This is a genomic window from Paraburkholderia graminis C4D1M (assembly GCF_000172415.1).
Classification (GTDB): domain Bacteria; phylum Pseudomonadota; class Gammaproteobacteria; order Burkholderiales; family Burkholderiaceae; genus Paraburkholderia; species Paraburkholderia graminis.
The window spans coordinates 1-16,822 of the sequence record NZ_ABLD01000043.1 but is presented as its reverse complement, the minus strand read 5'-3'; the positions used below and the strand labels follow the sequence as shown (position 1 = coordinate 16,822).

Annotated in this window: 15 protein-coding genes and 1 pseudogene; 8 read left to right on the top strand and 8 right to left on the bottom strand. The window is 65.0% G+C overall.

Features of this window, described 5'->3' with window-relative positions:
* The first annotated feature begins 100 nt into the window (after positions 1–100).
* Together lplT and thiD are read left to right on the top strand one after the other, a co-directional pair.
* Positions 101–1,408 carry a lysophospholipid transporter LplT gene (gene lplT, locus BGRAMDRAFT_RS31625; RefSeq protein WP_006052998.1) on the top strand — a complete coding sequence of 436 codons (1,308 nt, stop codon included), beginning with the start codon at positions 101–103 and terminating at the stop codon, positions 1,406–1,408.
* 82 nt (positions 1,409–1,490) lie between these two features.
* Entirely contained in the window at positions 1,491–2,300 is an 810-nt protein-coding gene (gene thiD / locus BGRAMDRAFT_RS31620) for a bifunctional hydroxymethylpyrimidine kinase/phosphomethylpyrimidine kinase (protein ID WP_006052997.1), read from the top strand.
* Between the two features lie 16 nt (positions 2,301–2,316).
* On the opposite strand, the gene BGRAMDRAFT_RS31615 is transcribed toward thiD, so the two are convergent.
* From BGRAMDRAFT_RS31615 to tsaB, 4 genes are all read right to left on the bottom strand, one after another.
* The gene (locus BGRAMDRAFT_RS31615; RefSeq protein WP_006052996.1) at positions 2,317–3,279 is read right to left on the bottom strand and encodes a DUF1853 family protein; all 963 of its coding nucleotides are present in this window, start codon (positions 3,277–3,279) and stop codon (positions 2,317–2,319) included.
* Between the two features lie 83 nt (positions 3,280–3,362).
* Positions 3,363–4,535 carry a uracil-DNA glycosylase gene (locus BGRAMDRAFT_RS31610; protein ID WP_006052995.1) on the bottom strand — a complete coding sequence of 391 codons (1,173 nt, stop codon included), beginning with the start codon at positions 4,533–4,535 and terminating at the stop codon, positions 3,363–3,365.
* Positions 4,522–5,016, bottom strand: a complete 495-nt coding sequence (gene rimI / locus BGRAMDRAFT_RS31605) for a ribosomal protein S18-alanine N-acetyltransferase (RefSeq protein ID WP_006052994.1) — start codon at positions 5,014–5,016, stop codon at positions 4,522–4,524. The genes BGRAMDRAFT_RS31610 and rimI overlap by 14 nt, the downstream gene beginning before the upstream one ends.
* Entirely contained in the window at positions 5,013–5,831 is an 819-nt protein-coding gene (tsaB, locus tag BGRAMDRAFT_RS31600) for a tRNA (adenosine(37)-N6)-threonylcarbamoyltransferase complex dimerization subunit type 1 TsaB (RefSeq protein ID WP_044022031.1), read from the bottom strand. The genes rimI and tsaB overlap by 4 nt, the downstream gene beginning before the upstream one ends.
* Before the next feature lie 169 nt (positions 5,832–6,000).
* Here tsaB and BGRAMDRAFT_RS31595 point away from each other — a divergent pair, with 169 nt between their 5' ends.
* From BGRAMDRAFT_RS31595 to aceA, 3 genes are all read left to right on the top strand, one after another.
* Positions 6,001–6,270, top strand: a complete 270-nt coding sequence (locus BGRAMDRAFT_RS31595; RefSeq protein ID WP_006052992.1) for an acyl-CoA-binding protein — start codon at positions 6,001–6,003, stop codon at positions 6,268–6,270.
* Positions 6,271–6,750: 480 nt separating this feature from the next.
* Complete coding sequence (locus tag BGRAMDRAFT_RS31590; protein WP_006052991.1) at positions 6,751–8,364, top strand: DEAD/DEAH box helicase; 1,614 nt, start codon at positions 6,751–6,753, stop codon at positions 8,362–8,364.
* A 430-nt stretch (positions 8,365–8,794) separates the two neighbouring features.
* On the top strand, positions 8,795–10,102 hold the full coding sequence (aceA, locus tag BGRAMDRAFT_RS31585; protein ID WP_006052990.1) for an isocitrate lyase: 1,308 nt from the start codon (positions 8,795–8,797) through the stop codon (positions 10,100–10,102).
* Between the two features lie 321 nt (positions 10,103–10,423).
* Here the strand turns inward: aceA and BGRAMDRAFT_RS31580 are convergent, their stop codons facing one another.
* Complete coding sequence (locus BGRAMDRAFT_RS31580; RefSeq protein WP_006052989.1) at positions 10,424–10,858, bottom strand: universal stress protein; 435 nt, start codon at positions 10,856–10,858, stop codon at positions 10,424–10,426.
* A 172-nt stretch (positions 10,859–11,030) separates the two neighbouring features.
* Positions 11,031–11,933 (bottom strand): LysR family transcriptional regulator, encoded by a 903-nt coding sequence (locus BGRAMDRAFT_RS31575; protein WP_006052988.1) that lies wholly within the window; start codon positions 11,931–11,933, stop codon positions 11,031–11,033.
* 148 nt (positions 11,934–12,081) lie between these two features.
* Between BGRAMDRAFT_RS31575 and BGRAMDRAFT_RS31570 the strand changes: the two genes are divergently transcribed.
* Complete coding sequence (locus BGRAMDRAFT_RS31570; RefSeq protein ID WP_006052987.1) at positions 12,082–12,900, top strand: haloacid dehalogenase type II; 819 nt, start codon at positions 12,082–12,084, stop codon at positions 12,898–12,900.
* Positions 12,901–12,996: 96 nt separating this feature from the next.
* Positions 12,997–14,607 (top strand): malate synthase A, encoded by a 1,611-nt coding sequence (gene aceB / locus BGRAMDRAFT_RS31565; RefSeq protein ID WP_006052986.1) that lies wholly within the window; start codon positions 12,997–12,999, stop codon positions 14,605–14,607.
* A 139-nt stretch (positions 14,608–14,746) separates the two neighbouring features.
* Here aceB and BGRAMDRAFT_RS31560 read toward each other — a convergent pair whose 3' ends face one another.
* Positions 14,747–15,148: a gamma-glutamylcyclotransferase family protein gene (locus BGRAMDRAFT_RS31560; RefSeq protein WP_006052985.1), complete on the bottom strand. Its 402-nt coding sequence runs from the start codon at positions 15,146–15,148 to the stop codon at positions 14,747–14,749.
* A 145-nt stretch (positions 15,149–15,293) separates the two neighbouring features.
* Between BGRAMDRAFT_RS31560 and BGRAMDRAFT_RS31555 the strand changes: the two are divergent.
* Positions 15,294–16,213 (top strand): annotated as a pseudogene (locus tag BGRAMDRAFT_RS31555) (AraC family transcriptional regulator).
* A gap of 16 nt (positions 16,214–16,229) precedes the next feature.
* On the opposite strand, the gene BGRAMDRAFT_RS31550 reads toward BGRAMDRAFT_RS31555, so the two are convergent.
* Complete coding sequence (locus BGRAMDRAFT_RS31550; protein ID WP_013338845.1) at positions 16,230–16,694, bottom strand: GNAT family N-acetyltransferase; 465 nt, start codon at positions 16,692–16,694, stop codon at positions 16,230–16,232.
* Positions 16,695–16,822 lie beyond the last annotated feature (128 nt).

The window sequence follows — 16,822 nt, the reverse complement described above, 5'->3', positions numbered from 1 at the left end:
ATATAAAGCCGTGCGCACAACCCATTTCGAACGGCATAAGCCCGGACGCATAACAAACGGCCGGGGCGGACAGACCGCAGCGAGGACAGCATCGCATCAGATGAAAAAAGGTTTTTACACCATCATGGCCGCGCAGTTTTTTTCGTCGCTGGCCGACAATGCGCTTCTGATCGCCGCTATCGCACTGCTGAAAGATCTTCACGCTCCGAACTGGATGACGCCGCTGCTCAAGCTGTTCTTTGTGCTGTCGTACGTCGTTCTTGCCGCCTTCGTGGGCGCCTTCGCCGATTCCCGTCCGAAAGGACGCGTGATGTTCATCACGAACACGATCAAGGTGCTCGGCTGCATCACGATGCTGGTCGGCGCGCATCCGCTTATTGCCTACGGTATTGTCGGTTTCGGCGCGGCGGCGTATTCGCCGGCCAAATACGGCATTCTCACGGAACTGCTGCCGCCTGACCGCCTGGTTGCCGCCAATGGCTGGATTGAAGGCACCACGGTCGGCTCGATCATTCTCGGCACCGTGCTCGGCGGCGCGCTGATCAGTCCGCATATCGCGGCGCCCATTCTGCGGCACCACATTCCCACAGTGAACACGCCCGCCGAAGCGGCGATGCTCGTGATCATGGTGATCTATGTGATCGCGGCGCTCTTCAATCTGCGGATTCCCGATACCGGCGCGCGCTATCCGAAGCAGCAGCACGGTCCGATCAAGCTCGTGACCGATTTCGCCGACTGCTTCGTCGTGCTGTGGCGCGACAAGCTCGGGCAGATTTCGCTGGCCGTCACCACGCTCTTCTGGGGCGCGGGCGCGACGCTGCAATTCATCGTGCTGAAGTGGGCGGAAGTGTCGCTCGGCATGTCGCTCTCCGAAGCCGCGATTCTGCAGGCGGTGGTGGCCGTCGGCGTCGCGGCCGGCGCGATCTTCGCGGCTTCGCGCGTGCCGCTCAAAAAGTCGCTGTCGGTGCTGCCGGTCGGCATCATGATGGGCATTGCCGTGATGCTGATGGCGTTCTACACGCGCCACCTGTTCCCCGCTCACTGGGGGCTGTATTTCGGCCGCATGCATGTGCCTGGTTATCTGATCTTCGCGTACATTTTCCTGATGATCGTGGGCGGCCTGTCGGGCTTCTTCGTGGTGCCGATGAATGCGCTGCTCCAGCATCGCGGCCACGTGCTGCTGTCGGCCGGCCATTCCATCGCCGTGCAGAACTTCAACGAAAATCTCTCCGTGCTTGTCATGCTGTGCCTGTACGCGGTGCTCGTCTGGCTCGACGTGCCGGTCGCGGCGGTGATCGTGCTGTTCGGCACCTTCGTCTGCGTGATGATGTGGCTCGTCATGCGACGTCACCAGGCGAATCAGCGCGCGTTCGACTCGGTCGCGCTGATCGGCGAAGTCAAGCACTGAACCACGCGCGCGGCCCGGTTGTCGGGCTGCCCACCGTCAACCGTCTCCGCGGCTTTACGCTGCTGTGCCAGTCCGCTTTGCCATGACCCAATCGATTCCCAATGTGCTGACGATCGCCGGTTCCGACTCGGGCGGCGGCGCCGGCATTCAGGCCGATCTGAAGGCCTTCTCCGCGCTCGGCGCTTACGGCGCGAGCGTGATCACCGCGCTGACCGCGCAGAACACGCGCGGCGTCACCGCGATTCACGCGCCGGACGCGGGCTTCGTCAGCGCGCAACTCGACGCGGTGTTCGACGACATCCGTATCGACGCCGTGAAGATCGGCATGCTGGCCAATGCGTCGATCGTGCGCGCCGTCGCCGACGCGTTGCGCCGGCACAAGCCCGCGCACATCGTGCTCGATACCGTGATGATCTCGAAGAGCAACCATGCGCTGCTGCTGCCCGACGCGGTCGCGGCCTTGCGCGACGAACTGCTGCCGCTTGCCGATCTGCTGACGCCCAATCTGCCCGAAGCCGCCGCGCTGCTCGGCGGCGCGCAAGCCGCTGCCGACGAAGCCGCGATGCTCGAACAAGGCGAAGCGCTGCGCGCGCTCGGCGCCCGCGCGGTGCTGATGAAAGGCGGCCATTTGAACGCCGCCGACAGTCCCGACTGGCTGGTGCAGGAGAGCGGCACGCTGCGTCTGGGAGGTCCGCGCGTACCGGTGAAGAACACGCACGGCACGGGCTGCACGTTGTCGTCGGCGATTGCAGCGCTGATCCCGCAACGCGGCGATCTGGCGAGCGCGGTCGCGGATGCGAAGGAATATCTGACCGGCGCATTGCAGGCGAGCGATCGCCTCGACGTCGGCAGCGGCGTCGGCCCGGTGCATCATTTCTATCGATGGTGGTAACGCAGCGCGCCCACTGCTACTGCTGCCGTGCGTAGTCCCTTGCCCGCTGCGGCCAATCGTCGGGCACGATGAAACCGCGACTGCGTTCGAGCAGATCGCCGGTGGCGTCTTCGTCGAATGCGGCGACCATCGTCGGAACGTGTTGCTGCGAGGTTTGAGCCGCGAGTGTTTGTGCATCGACGAAGGGCGTGCTGGCCGCGTGTTGTTCGTCCACACGATAGCGGCGCGGCGCCAGCCATTCGAGACGCGGCAACGTGCGCCAATGCCGGCCATGCGCCGACGCGAACCGCAGCCACTCGCCATGCGTCACCCACCAGCCGCGGCCATGCGCGGGATCAAGTTCGACGGGATCGGCCGGCGTCTCGCCGTGTCCGTGCCGATAGAACAGCCAGCCCTTGATGAACATTTGCGGCGTCCACAAGCCCGGATAGCCGGCCGACGCGAAGTCTTCACGCGCGCTCAACAGCAACTGATGGCCGAGCAGATGGGCGAGCTTCAGATCGAAGCGGTCTTTCAGATTTGGGCCGACATAGTCCGATAGCTCTGACGCGTGGTGCGTGCCGGAATGGCCCGCATGCAGATAGCACTTCACCGCGAGTTCCCAGTGAAGCCGCGCGCCTTCTTGCGTTTCGAGCAGAAAATCGCATTCGCCAAGCGTGACGCCCGCGCGCCGCAACGGCACACCGGCCGCGACGAGCCGCGCCGCCGGTCCGTGCTGCAGAAACCAGCCCAGCAGACGTTCAGCGTACCGGCCAAGCCGCGTGATGCGCGTCGCCGCGAGATCGCGATGCAAGGGTTCGGGCGCGGCGTCGAGCGAGCGCAGAAAGTCGAGCGTTTCGGCGAGTTCCTGCGGCGTATGAAAAAGCGTGGCCAACTCGCCTGCCGGCGGTTGCGGACGCAACAAATCGGCGCTCAGAAGCAGCCACGCGAGATCGCGCACCGCGGGGTCATGCAACGCGTCGAGCAAGGCGCGAAGCATCGCCGCGTCGGCGCGCGGCGCGTCAGGTCGGGCCGCGTCAGGCCGGGCCGCGTCAGGTCGGGGCGCCGACGGTGGGTCGACCGTCACTGGCTCGCCGCATTCGACGGCGCGCCGCCCGCCTCGCGCCACGTATCGCGCGCGAGGCACAGATCGGCCCACGCCTTCGCTTTGTCAGGCAGGCTGCGCAGCAGATAGGCCGGGTGATACGTGACGATCACCGGCACGCCCTCGTATTCGTGGACGCGGCCGCGCAGCGACGAAATGCTCGCATCCGTCTTGAGCAGGCTTTGCGCGGCGAAGCGGCCGAGCGCGACGATCAGCTTCGGCTTGACGAGCGCGACCTGCCGTTGCAGATACGGCTCGCAGCGCGCGACTTCGTCGGGCTCGGGATTGCGGTTGCCAGGCGGGCGGCATTTGATGACGTTCGCGATATAGACGTTGCTGTCGCGCGCGAGCGTCAGCGAACGCAGCATGTTGTCGAGCAGCTTGCCGGCCTGGCCGACGAACGGTTCGCCCACGCGGTCCTCGTTTTCGCCTGGCGCTTCGCCGATCAGCATCCAGTCCGCGTTCCGATCGCCGACGCCGAATACGGTCTTCGTGCGTTTCTCGCACAGCCGGCAGCGCTCGCAGGTCGAGACGCGCTCGCTCAGCGCGTCCCAGTCGAGCGTGTCGATTGCGGGCAGCGCTGGCATGGCGGCGTCGGCGTCGCCCTCGCCCGGCGGATGCAGCGGCAGATCGTCGAACCACGCGAAGCCGTCGTCAGGCGGGGCGTCGAAAGAAGACGGCTCCGATGGGCGCGGCGGCTGCGCCACGGCCGGCTCATCGCTTGCGGCGATGGAAGGCCCGCGCTCCGGCTCAGGCGTGCGCGGCGGCTGCGCAGTTCGCGGATCGCTGCCGTCGGTTGCCGGTTGCACGCGCTGCTGCTGCCGCGCTTGGGACACGGGCGGCGCACCAAGGCCGCCAAGCTCCGCGCCCTGCTGCGCGCTCTCGACGAAGCGCGACGAGTCGGCGGCGCGCCCGGCCGGCTCCCCGCTCTGCGACCGCTCACGCGGCAGCGCTGCCGCTCGTGGCGTCTGAACGCCGTCAGCACGCGGTCCGGTTTCAACCGACGTTCGCGCGTGGACCGCATCGTCGGCCCGTGTGCCCTGCGGCTCGTCGCTCAGCCCGGCAGCCGCTTCCTGCACCGCGCCCATGCCGCGACGCACCCAGCGCGGCGCGAGTCCGAATTCTTCCAATACCGATTCATGCAGCGCCATCCGCGCCCTCCCTGACAAACGATAAACGCATCACGATGGCGTCCTCCCGGCTGCGATGCCGCGCCGGATAATAGTTTTTGCGCCGGCCAATCGACGTAAAGCCGAAGCGCTCGTAAAGCCGGATCGCGCGATGGTTCGACGGCCGCACTTCGAGCAGCAGGCCGTCGAGCTTTTCGGCGCGCGTGATGCGCACCGCTTCGCGCAGCAGCGTGAGCCCGGCGCCCGCGCCTTGCGCGTCGGGCGCGACGCACAGATTGAGCAAATGCATTTCGTCGACGACGGGCATCAGCACGCAATAGCCAATCAACGTGCCGGTGACATGCCGCAGACAGATGCCGAAATAGCCGTTGCGCAGCGAGTCGCCGAAGTTACCGCGGCTCCACGGAAATTCATAGGCGAGCTTTTCGATGGCAGCCACTTCGTCCAGATCGCCTTCGGTCATCGGCGACATGTAGCGATCCGCCAGCAGCACGCCGCTCATGGCCGGCCCTCGCGCAACGGGGTGTCCTCCGCACCGTTCGGGCGCTCCGCGAGCGCCGCCGCCTGCTCCGCTTTCGCGGCTTTTTCGGCGATGCGCTCGGCCGTGGTCTGCGCGACCTTGTTGCGCACGTACTCGGGCGCGGCCTGGTCGGCGGGCACCGTGCGTCCCGCGTGGAACGCCCGCAGCGCGGCGTAGGCGAGCGGCAACGCATGCGGCAGCGCGTCGTGATCGACGGTTCGGGCGGCGGACGCGGCCGGCAGACGCGCGCCGAAAGCCGCGGCGGCGTTGCCCGCGAGCGTGAACGGCTCGGCCGGCACGACAAGCTGCTGAGGCGTGTCGAGCGACGCTTGCTGCAGCACGCGCCACTCGCCTTGCGCGTCGTCCCACGTGTAATCGGCCCAGTAAATTTCGTCCATGCGGGCGTCGAGCGCGGCCAGCACGCGCGTCGCGGCCGGATCGCGGCGCCGGGCGCTTTCCGCGCAAACGAGCAACGTGCTGATCGGCACGACCGGCAGATCGAGGCCGAACGCGAGTCCCTGTGCGACGCCCGTCGCGGTGCGAAGTCCGGTGAAAGAGCCGGGGCCGGAGCCGAATGCGATCGCGTTGCAATCGGCGAGCGCCAAGCCGGCTTCGTCGAAAAGTTCGCGGATCGCGGGCAGAAGCCGCGTGCTGGAGACGGCGCCGGTCTGCTCATGGCGGACCCGCGCGCGCGGCTCGGTTTGCACGTGGCCGGCGGCGTCGACGGCGACGGACAACAGCGCGACCGAGCAGAATTCGGTGGAGGTATCGAGGGCAAGAAGCACGGTCTGAGTCATGGACGGTATTGTAATCGGCACGGCGCGCGCGGATGCGGTTTGGGCCCGCATCCGGGTGCCGGTTCGCCGATCAGCGATCGCCGGCGTTTGGAATAAGCCCTCGGCCACGCCGCGGCATGCAATTGTTATGATCGTCGGCCACCCGATCACCGCGCCGGAGCGCATCAAGATGACGAACCTCGACACGCAGTTCACCCAGGCCCAGGAAGACGTCAAGCAACTGCCCGAACGCCCGGGCAACCTCACGCTGCTGCGCCTCTATGCGCTCTTCAAGCAGGCGAGCGAAGGCGACGTGCAGGGCGATAAGCCGGGCTTCACCGACATCGTCGGCAAATACAAGTACGACGCGTGGGCCGCGCTCAAGGGCACAGCGCAGGACGCAGCCAAGCAGCAATACGTGGAACTCGTGGAATCGCTGAAGAGCGGCGCCTCGGCCTGACACGCGTGCGGGCGGGAATCCGGCTGGAAATTCGGCCATAAGCGCAGCCATAAACGCCGGCCGAAACACGCGCCCCAACGCGCCGCAGCGTCGGCCCGCGGCGCAAGTTTCGCGCTAGGAAATATCCTAACAGTGGCGCAGTGCAACAAATACCTATACAATGCTGCCTGCGCTTCACTGCTTTGCCCGGCTTTCTCAAGCGGCCTTTGCGGCGCAGCGCCTCGTAGCGTTTAGCTCCAATCCAGTTTAGAACCTGTCCCCTCCTGCCTAGCCCCCTACGGGCGATCATGTCCCAGGCTGGCGGCAAGCCAATGTTGGCGTGTCGCATCCGATACAGCTTCTAACGAAAAACTCGCCCTCCATTGGTGCGAGTTGCCCCCGTTTTTCGATTTGCTCGCTGCTTCTTTGCTCGCTGAATCCGACGACTTGGGTATGCCGATTGGCGCCGACGTTTTAATTCCCTGTGTTTTAAGGATTCTCATGACTTCGAGCAATACCCCCAGCAGCCCGTTGAACGCCATCGCCGACCAGGCCCTCGGTTTCGCCGACGCACCCGCGCAAGCCGCAGCACCCGCTGTTGCCGCTGCCGCGCCTGCCGTCGCCGCTGAAGCCGCCGCCCCCGCCGGCCCGTCGTTCGCGTCGCTCGGCCTGTCCGCGGATGTCGTCTCCGCGCTGACCGCCGCTGGCTATCAGAACCCGACGCCGGTTCAGCAACGCGCAGTGCCCGCCGCCATCGCCGGCCGCGACCTGATGGTCTCGAGCCCGACCGGTTCGGGCAAGACCGCCGCGTTCATGCTGCCCGCCATCGAGCGTTTCTCGCAATTGCAAAAGGCGCAAGCCAGCCAGCCGCGCGAGCCGCGTCCGGCCGACGGCGCCCGCAACACGCGCCGTCCGCAACCGGTTGCACGTCCGACCATGCTGGTTCTGACGCCGACCCGCGAACTCGCGATGCAGGTCACCACCGCCGCCGCCACGTACGGCAAGCACCTCAAGCGCCTGCGCACCGTCAGCATTCTCGGCGGCGTCGCTTATGGTCAGCAATTGATGCTGCTGGCAAAGAACCCGGAAATCCTGGTTGCCACGCCGGGTCGTCTGATCGACCACCTGGAACGCGGCCGTATCGACCTGTCGCAACTGCAGATTCTCGTGCTCGACGAAGCTGACCGCATGCTTGACATGGGCTTCATCGAAGACATCGAAACGATCGTCGCCGCTACGCCGGCTACGCGTCAAACGATGCTGTTCTCGGCCACGCTCGACGGCAAGATCGGTTCGCTGACGGGCCGTCTGCTGAAAGATCCGGAGCGTATCGAGATTGTTCAGCGCCTGGAACAACGCACGAACATCGCGCAAACCGTCCATTACGTGGACGACCGCGATCACAAGGACCGTCTGCTCGACCATCTGCTGCGTGACGAAGGCCTCGATCAGGCCATCGTCTTCACGGCAACCAAGATGGACGCCGATCAACTGGCCGGACGTCTCGCCGACGCCGGTTTCGAATCGGCCGCACTGCACGGCGACCTGCCGCAAGGCGCGCGTAACCGCACGATCAAGGCATTGCGCGAGCGTCGCGTGCGCGTGCTGGTGGCAACGGACGTCGCCGCTCGCGGTATCGACATTCCGGGCATCACGCACGTGTTCAACTACGACTTGCCGAAGTTCGCCGAAGACTACGTGCATCGTATCGGCCGTACTGGCCGCGCCGGTCGCTCGGGCATCGCGGTGAGCCTCGTGCATCACGCCGAACAGGGCGCGCTCAAGCGCATCGAGCGCTTCGTACGCACGCCGCTGCCGGTGAACGTTGTCGTAGGCTTCGAGCCGCGCAAGTCGGCTCCGTCGGGTAACGGCCGTCCTGGCTTTGGCGGCCGCGGCCGTCCGGGCGGCGGCAATAGCGGCGGCCGTCGCTTCGGCAGCGGCTCGGGCAAGCCGGCCGGCAGCGCAGGCAGCTCGCGCAGCGGCAGCGGCAATGGCAGCGGTTGGGCCGGCAAGCCGGCAGGCAGCGGTTCGCGCGAAGGCTACGGCGGCTCGCGTGACGGCGGCTACGGCGCACGCCGCAGCGACGGTCCGCGTACCGCGCGTCGCGGCAGCTAACGTACGCAGCGCTACGCTCTGCGTAGCAATGGGTTGAATGACCCCGACAGCGCTTCATCGTCGGCTGGTCGACAGAAAAACCGGTGCCCAGGCGCCGGTTTTTTTTCGCCTGCGACGCATCGCCGCCTAAATTTCACGATGTGGAAAAATTTTTTGCGTCGTAAAAAATCGTGCTGCACAGCACAACGACGGGCATTGCAGCAGGGAAAATAACGTTTCTTAATGCGGAACGTCGAAGATAACCCACTGATTATTCGAATAAAGATTTATTGGAAAATCGCGCCCGCCCGGCTATTGCGCGTCTGTCGATTTGCCTAGACTCTTATATAAGACTTCACGAAACGAAACGCTTAGGCGCTGAGCGCCGGCCGGCCCGCTTCGACGAAGACAGAGTCCACCATCTGTTCATTAGGCAACCAAGGAGAAAATCATGACGACGCGCGAAGAACAAGCCCGCCAACTTCAACAGCAATGGGAAACCGATCCGCGCTGGAAAGGCGTGAAGCGCAGCTATACCGCCGAAGACGTGATCCGCCTGCGCGGCTCCGTGCAGGTCGAGCACACGCTCGCCAAGCGTGGCGCCGAAAAGCTCTGGCATAGCGTGAACACCGAGCCGTTCGTCAACTCGCTCGGCGCGTTGACCGGCAATCAGGCGATGCAGCAGGTCAAGGCAGGTCTGAAGGCGATCTATCTGTCGGGCTGGCAGGTCGCGGGCGACGCGAACGTGGCGGGCGAAATGTACCCGGACCAGTCGCTCTACCCGGCGAACTCGGTGCCGCTCGTCGTCAAGCGCATCAATAACACGCTGACGCGCGCCGATCAGATCCAGTGGTCGGAAGGCAAGAATCCGGGCGACGAAGGCTATATCGACTACTTCGCGCCGATCGTCGCGGACGCAGAGGCCGGTTTCGGCGGCGTGCTGAACGCGTTTGAACTGATGAAGGCGATGATCGAAGCCGGCGCCGCGGGCGTGCACTTCGAAGACCAGCTCGCCTCGGTGAAGAAATGCGGCCACATGGGCGGCAAGGTGCTCGTGCCGACGCGCGAAAACATCGCCAAGCTGACCGCCGCGCGTCTCGCCGCCGATGTCTCCGGCGTGCCGACCGTGCTGCTCGCCCGCACCGATGCGGAAGCCGCCGACCTGATCACATCCGACGTCGACGAAAACGACAAGCCGTTCCTGACCGGCGAGCGCACCGTCGAAGGTTTCTATCGCACGAAGCCGGGTCTCGAACAGGCGATCTCGCGCGGCCTCGCCTACGCGCCCTACGCCGACATGATCTGGTGCGAAACGGGCAAGCCGGACCTCGAGTTCGCGAAGAAATTCGCCGACGCGATCCACAAGGAGTACCCGGATCAACTGCTGTCGTACAACTGCTCGCCGTCGTTCAACTGGAAGAAGAATCTGGACGACGCGACCATCGCCAAGTTCCAGCGCGAACTCGGCGCCATGGGCTACAAGTTCCAGTTCATCACGCTGGCCGGGTTCCATGCGCTGAACTACTCGATGTTCAACCTCGCGCACGGCTACGCGCGCAATCAGATGACGGCGTTCGTCGAGATGCAGCAGGCCGAATTCGCGGCAGCGGAAAAGGGCTTCACCGCCGTCAAGCATCAGCGCGAAGTGGGCACCGGCTATTTCGACGCGGTCACGCAGACGGTCGAGCGCGAAGCATCCACGACGGCGCTGCACGGCTCGACGGAAGACGAGCAGTTCTTCGACAAGAAAGTCGCGTAACGGTCTCGCGACCTGATCGCAAAAATGAAAGGCAGATAGACAGCGGACGGGCGGCGCAGCGGTTGCGCCGGCTGGCCGCCGTCGGCAGGGAGGAGCTTCGGCGGCGCATCGGCGGTTCATCGGCGGTTCTTGTGCGCAGCGCCGGAGGGAGTTGATGATTCAGGCGGGGGCTGCATAAAGCCAGCACAGCCAGGCATCACCGGATTGTGCGGCAAATGGACGACGCGCCGGCCCAGGCGCCGGCGCGTTCTCCACTATCAGCGATCACCACGGCCGTAACGACGGCGATAGCGACGACGATAAGCGCCGGTATCCGCGATTTCAGCGATACACCAGCACGGGAATTTTCGTGTGCGTGAGCACGCGCTGCGTTTCGCTGCCGATCAGCAGACTGCCGAGACCGCGCCGTCCGTGCGACGCCATGAAGATCACATCGCAGCCACCGCGCTCCGCGGCTTCGATGATCCCGAGATACGGCGCGGGATGCACGCTCGTGCGTCGATCGACGACCACGCCGACGCGGCTCGCCGCGAACTCGACTTCGCGCAGATGCTCTTGCGCTTCGCGCTCGCTGCGGTTGAGAAACTCCGACGGCGGTTCGACCGCGATCTCGGAGAACGGCGCGTACGGATATTGCGGCAGGCACGCGTACGCGGTAATGCGCGCGCCGACCGCCTGCGCGAGATCGATGGCGCCGGCGATCGCTTTGCGCGAGAGGTCCGAACCGTCGGTCGGGACGAGAATGTGCCTGAACATGTGCCCTCCGTTTGCGTGTCCGGTTGGGTTGCTGCTGCGGTTGCGGGTCGGATTTAAGCGCAATCCCCGCGACGCTTTTCATCCACGCCTTAAAACCGATTGTAGGCCGCAGAAACCGGCGCCCAGGTCTTATTGCGGGTCTGTCCGAATATCGAAAACCCGTTGCGCGGCGTCATCCCCAGTAGTCTGGAAGGCCATACGTATGCTTGAGAAAATCCAGGAAGAGCCGCACGCGCAGCGGCAAATGGCGGCGCTGCGGAAACACCGCATGAATGCCGATGGGCGGCGCGGCGAACTCGTCGAGCACGCTGACGAGCCGGCCCGCCGCGATGTCCGCGCCGACTTCCCACCACGAGCGCCACGCGAGGCCGTGGCCTTCGAGGCACCACTCGTGCAGCACCGCGCCGTCCGAGCATTCCATCGTGCCCGATACCTTGATCGATACCACTTTGCCGTCCTGCTGGAACATCCAGCCGCGCTGCTGATTGGCGCTCGCGCCGAGCGCGAGACAGTTGTGCTGCGCGAGATCGGCGAGGCTGTGCGGCGCGCCGCGCCGGCTCAGATACGCGGGCGACGCCACGCACACGCGCCGGTTTTCGCCCAACTTGAGCGACACGAGCGAGGAATCAGGCAGTTCGCCGAGCCGCACCGCGCAATCGAAACCTTCGTTGACCAGATCGACGAGCCGGTCCGACAGATCGAGCGTGATCGACACATCGGGATGCGCGACGGTGAACGCCGGCACCAGCGGCGCGACGTGCCGGCGTCCGAAGCCGGCCGGCGCGGAAACGCGCAAATGCCCGCTCGCCTTCACGCCGCCCGCCGACACGCTCGCCTCGGCGTTCTGCATGTCGTGAATGATGCGCTGACAGTCCTCGAGAAACGCCGAGCCTTCGAAGGTCAGCGTGATCTTGCGGGTCGTGCGCACCAGCAACTTGACGCCGAGGCGCTCTTCGAGCGCGTCGATACGGCGGCCGATGATCGCCGGCGCCACGCCTTCGGCAAGCGCCGCCGCGGACAGGCTGCCTTTGGCCGCGACTGTGACGAAAGTCTCGATCTGCTTGAAACGGTCCATGGAAGAAGCGCCGCTCGCGCGGCAAAGTTGGCCGGTGCGCGCCAGATTAGGTGGATGAAAGTAAAAGATCAAGTGATCTTTAGCCTCTTTTTTAGCGCGCAGTACCGCTAATACAATCTGTCCCGACCTCTGACAGGAGCGCACGGCAATGTCGGCCACAACGACACTCTCCCCAAAAGCCATCATTTTCGACGCCTACGGCACGCTGTTCGACGTGCACTCGGTGGTCGCCGCGGCGGAGCAGATCTTCCCCGGGCGCGGCGACGCGCTCTCCCAGTTGTGGCGCCAGAAACAGATCGAATACACGCAGTTGCGCACGCTCGCCGATGCCGGCGAAGGCGCCGCGCACTATCGGCCGTTCTGGGACATCACGCTCGACGCTCTGCGCTTTTCCGCGAAAAAACTTCAGCTCACGCTCGGCCGTACCGCGGAAAAACGTCTGATGGACGAATACGCGTGTCTGTCGGCGTTTCCCGATGCGGTGCCGGCGCTGCGGCTTTTGCGCGATGGGCTTTCGTCGTCAGCGGCGACTAGCGCGCGCCCCGGCCTGGCGATTCTCTCCAACGGCAATCCGCAAATGCTCGACGTCGCCGTGAAAAGCGCGGGCATGAGTGGCCTGTTCGACCAGGTGCTTTCCGTCGACGCCGTGCGCGCCTACAAACCCGCGCCGGTCGCGTATGCGCTCGGCACCCAGGCTTTCGGTGTGGAGCCGCGCGACATCGTCTTCGTTTCGTCGAACGGCTGGGACGTGGCGGGCGCGACGTGGTTCGGCTTCACGACGTTCTGGCTCAACCGCCAGAACGCGCCGCTCGAGGAACTGGGCGTGACGCCGCACGGCACGGGCGCGGGCATGAACGATCTGCTGGCTTTCGTGAACACGCTCGCATCTGCCGGCGATGCGCCGCGCCCAGGACGCGCCACCGCCGCGAGCCGCACGCGCCGTCCGCGCAGCAGCGGGGGCGCATAGGCGCGCCTCCCTTAGCCGACTCATCAAGCGCACTCAAACGATTACAACCGCACCTCAACTTTGCATCTTCGCAATCTGACCGACCAAGGAGAAAACATGGCGAATTCGCTGCCATCGCTGTCATCGTTAGACCTGCCGCAAGGCATGGAAATCACCGGCGAAATCAAGCCCGGCTATGAAGCGATTCTCACGCGCGAGGCGCTCGAGCTCGTCGCCGCGCTGCATCGCACGTTCGAGCCGCGCCGTCAGCAGTTGCTGCAGGCACGCGCCGAACGGACCAAGCGGCTCGACGCCGGCGAGCGGCCCGACTTCCTCGCCGAGACGAAGAGCGTGCGCGAAGGCGACTGGACCATCGCGCCGCTGCCGCGCGACCTGCAATGCCGCCGCGTGGAAATCACCGGACCGGTCGAGCGCAAGATGATCATCAACGCGCTGAACTCGGGCGCGGATTCGTACATGACCGACTTCGAGGATTCGAATGCGCCGAGCTGGGACAACCAGATCACCGGCCATATCAACCTGAAGGACGCGGTGCGCCGCACGATTTCGCTCGAGCAGAACGGCAAGAGCTACAGGCTGAACGACAAGGTCGCCACGCTGATCGTGCGTCCGCGCGGCTGGCATCTCGACGAAAAGCACGTGAAGGTGGACGGCAAGCGCGTGTCCGGCGGCATCTTCGATTTCGCGCTCTTCATGGTGCACAACGCGAAGGAACTGGTCGCGCGCGGCTCGGGCCCCTACTTCTATCTGCCGAAGATGGAGAGCCATCTCGAAGCGCGTCTGTGGAACGGCATCTTCGTCGCCGCGCAGGAAGCGGTCGGCGTGCCGCGCGGCACGATTCGCGCGACCGTGCTGATCGAAACCATTCTCGCCGCGTTCGAAATGGACGAGATCCTGTACGAACTGCGCGAACATAGCTCGGGCCTGAACGCCGGCCGCTGGGACTACATCTTTTCCGCGATCAAGAAGTTCAAGTCCGACCGCGACTTCTGCCTCGCGGACCGCTCGCAGATCACGATGACGTCGCCCTTCATGCGCGCCTATGCGCTGTTACTGCTGAAGACTTGCCATCGCCGCAATGCGCCGGCTATCGGCGGAATGAGCGCGCTGATTCCGATCAAGAACGATCCGGCCGCGAACGACAAGGCCATGGCCGGCGTGCGCTCGGACAAGGCGCGCGATGCCGGCGACGGCTACGACGGCGGCTGGGTCGCGCATCCTGGCCTCGTGCCGATCGCGATGGAAGAGTTCGTGAAGGTGCTCGGCGACAAGCCGAACCAGATCGGCAAGCAACGCGACGACGTGCTCGTGACCGCGACGGATCTCACGGACTTCCGCCCGGAAGCGCCGATCACCGAAGCGGGTCTGCGCAACAACATCAACGTCGGCATTCACTACCTGGGCTCATGGCTCGCGGGCAACGGCTGCGTGCCGATTCATAACCTGATGGAAGATGCCGCGACCGCCGAGATCTCGCGCTCGCAAGTGTGGCAGTGGATTCGCTCGCCGAAGGGCACGCTCGACGACGGCCGCAAGGTCACGGCGGAACTGGTGCGCGAACTCGCCGTGCAGGAACTCGACAAGGTGAAGCAGGCTGTCGGCGGCGATACGAAGCCGTACGAGCGCGCGGCGCAGATCTTCGAGCAGATGTCGACGTCGGAGCAGTTCACGGACTTCCTGACGCTGCCGCTCTACGAGGAAATCTGAGCAAGGGCGCCCGCGTCGCAATGCAGTGGCGAGCGGGCGCACGGCGGGCGCAAAGAATGACCGGCCTTACGGCCCGCGAGGCTTGCTGTCTCGCGGGCTGTTTTTTTTGCGGCGTGCCAACGCTTTTGCGGGCTATCTATCAGCGCGTCGCGCGATACTTGACCCAATCGCCGGATTTGATTTCCGGCAGTCCCTTCACCGTGTTCGGCGCGACCGGATAGAAGCGGCAGTTCACCACGTTGCCGTCCACTTTCACCATCACGTCGCGAGCCAGAAAACGATCTTCGACGCCGGGATACACGGCCTCGATTTCGTCGAGTACGGCGACGAGTTCATCGTCGATTTCGTACACATCGCCGATCACGTCCACACCCTGATCGTCGACCACCAGGCCCGGATACGAGCCGAAGTCGAACAGATGGCCGCGAACCGTGGCCGTGCCGAGCAGCGTCGGCTCGGCGATCTCGTTGCGCGCCGCAGCTTCGCGGATGTCGTTTACTTCGCCCGCTCGCAGCGTGCCGTAGACAAAGACGGTTTGCATCGTCGTTCGTGCTCCTCGAGTATGTGGTCGGTCAGACTGGCCATTATGCAACGTCGCAAAGCGCGCACGCTCTACAATAGGAAACCGCCCGCCCGCGATCGCGCTTCGTTCAGTGGCGTTTCGTTTTATGGATCGACCTTTGCCCATGACTCCGTACGCCGGCTCGGACCGCTCGAGCTTCGTCAGCCTGACCGACACGCCGCCAGAATTTCAGCCGAACGAAGCGCACCCGATCCGCGTGCGCTCGCGTCCCATGCCGATGGGTTCGCACTTCGCGCGTCACCAGCATGCGTGGGCGCAGGTCGCGTTGCGTCGCGCGGCGTGTTGCGCGTGGCCACGACCGGCACGACGTGGATGGTGCCGCCCTCGCGCGCAATCTGGGTGCCGCCGCATGTGACGCACGAAGTCGTGGCCGTCGAAGACGCGTTTCTACGCACGTTGTACATCACCGAAAGCACGGTGCCCGCGGGGCTCGACGCGCCCCGTGTCGTCGAAGTGTCGAATCTGCTGCGCGAAGTCATTGCCGCGCTGGATACGCCCGGCCTCTCGCCCGCGCGCGAGCGCCTGCTTGGCGCACTCGCGCTCGACGAGCTGACGCGTTCCGAGCCGCTGCCCCTTTCGGTGCCGATGCCCAACGAAAAGCGCCTGCGCGCGCTCTGCGAAGCGGTGATCGCCGACCCGACGCCCGGTGAATCGCTAGAGCAATGGGCGGCGAGCGTGGGCGCGAGCACGCGCACCATCGCGCGGCTTTTTCGGCAGGAACTCGGCGTGAGCTTTTCGCAATGGCGCCAGCAGGCGATTCTGGCGCGCGCGATTCCGCTGCTGAGCCAGGGACGGCCGCTGTCGCACGTCGCACAAGAGTTGGGCTATCAAAGCCAGAGCGCTTTTTCTGCGATGTTTCGCCGTGCCTTTGGCGAAAGCCCGCGCGCGTTTATCGAGCGCGGCTCGGAACATCGGCTGGAAAATGGCGAAAGCGCTGACGACGCCGATCAAGACGAAATTTCTCTTGAACAGACTTTGCCGACGGGCGCCGATCCGATCGCGCCGGGCGCGGACCGCCGCTAGGCGCCGCTCGGCGAACTCAAACCCGCCGCGCCAGATGACGAATCGCGCCGAGTTGCGCGAGGCGCGGCCCGGCCAGCTTGTAGCCCTTGCGCTGATAGAGACGCGCGGCGGGATTGTCGACGAACACGCGCAGTTGCAGCTCGCGTAGTCCACGTTCGCGCGCCCATTGGTGCGACATGTCGAGCAGGTAGGTGCCGGCGCCGAGCCGCCGGTAGCCCTCGGCGATTTGCACGTCGCGAATATGCAGCGAATCGCCCTCCTGCGTGATGCGCAGAACGCCGATCGGCTTGCCGTCCATTTCGAGGATGAAGTTTTCGGACTCGCGCCAACTGCCGAGAAAAAGATCGCCGCGCCAGACGAGATGATGCCGCTGATAGTAGCCGCCCATGTTGCCGTGAGTCAGCGCCTCGGCGAACTCGAAGTCGTCCATGCTGGCTTTGCGCAGATGGAACGGTGACGGAGCTTCGGTTGGATCGAACATGGCGGCACGACGAAGAGAAGTCGGATAAACGGTAAAACAGGCCGCGCGCGCTGGCAATGGCTGTTTGTCCCGAGCATAGCCAGGCGGAAAGGCAGCGCAAATAAAAAAAGCCCACTTCTTTCGAAGTG

Excerpts from the sequence above, each read along its gene's own strand:
- lplT (WP_006052998.1), top strand. The coding sequence starts at position 101 with ATGAAAAAAGGTTTTTACACCATCATGGCCGCGCAGTTTTTTTCGTCG.
- thiD (WP_006052997.1), top strand. The coding sequence starts at position 1,491 with ATGACCCAATCGATTCCCAATGTGCTGACGATCGCCGGTTCCGACTCG.
- BGRAMDRAFT_RS31615 (WP_006052996.1), bottom strand. The coding sequence starts at position 3,279 with ATGCTTCGCGCCTTGCTCGACGCGTTGCATGACCCCGCGGTGCGCGAT.
- BGRAMDRAFT_RS31610 (WP_006052995.1), bottom strand. The coding sequence starts at position 4,535 with ATGGCGCTGCATGAATCGGTATTGGAAGAATTCGGACTCGCGCCGCGC.
- rimI (WP_006052994.1), bottom strand. The coding sequence starts at position 5,016 with ATGAGCGGCGTGCTGCTGGCGGATCGCTACATGTCGCCGATGACCGAA.
- tsaB (WP_044022031.1), bottom strand. The coding sequence starts at position 5,831 with ATGACTCAGACCGTGCTTCTTGCCCTCGATACCTCCACCGAATTCTGC.
- BGRAMDRAFT_RS31595 (WP_006052992.1), top strand. The coding sequence starts at position 6,001 with ATGACGAACCTCGACACGCAGTTCACCCAGGCCCAGGAAGACGTCAAG.
- BGRAMDRAFT_RS31590 (WP_006052991.1), top strand. The coding sequence starts at position 6,751 with ATGACTTCGAGCAATACCCCCAGCAGCCCGTTGAACGCCATCGCCGAC.
- aceA (WP_006052990.1), top strand. The coding sequence starts at position 8,795 with ATGACGACGCGCGAAGAACAAGCCCGCCAACTTCAACAGCAATGGGAA.
- BGRAMDRAFT_RS31580 (WP_006052989.1), bottom strand. The coding sequence starts at position 10,858 with ATGTTCAGGCACATTCTCGTCCCGACCGACGGTTCGGACCTCTCGCGC.
- BGRAMDRAFT_RS31575 (WP_006052988.1), bottom strand. The coding sequence starts at position 11,933 with ATGGACCGTTTCAAGCAGATCGAGACTTTCGTCACAGTCGCGGCCAAA.
- BGRAMDRAFT_RS31570 (WP_006052987.1), top strand. The coding sequence starts at position 12,082 with ATGTCGGCCACAACGACACTCTCCCCAAAAGCCATCATTTTCGACGCC.
- aceB (WP_006052986.1), top strand. The coding sequence starts at position 12,997 with ATGGCGAATTCGCTGCCATCGCTGTCATCGTTAGACCTGCCGCAAGGC.
- BGRAMDRAFT_RS31560 (WP_006052985.1), bottom strand. The coding sequence starts at position 15,148 with ATGCAAACCGTCTTTGTCTACGGCACGCTGCGAGCGGGCGAAGTAAAC.
- BGRAMDRAFT_RS31550 (WP_013338845.1), bottom strand. The coding sequence starts at position 16,694 with ATGTTCGATCCAACCGAAGCTCCGTCACCGTTCCATCTGCGCAAAGCC.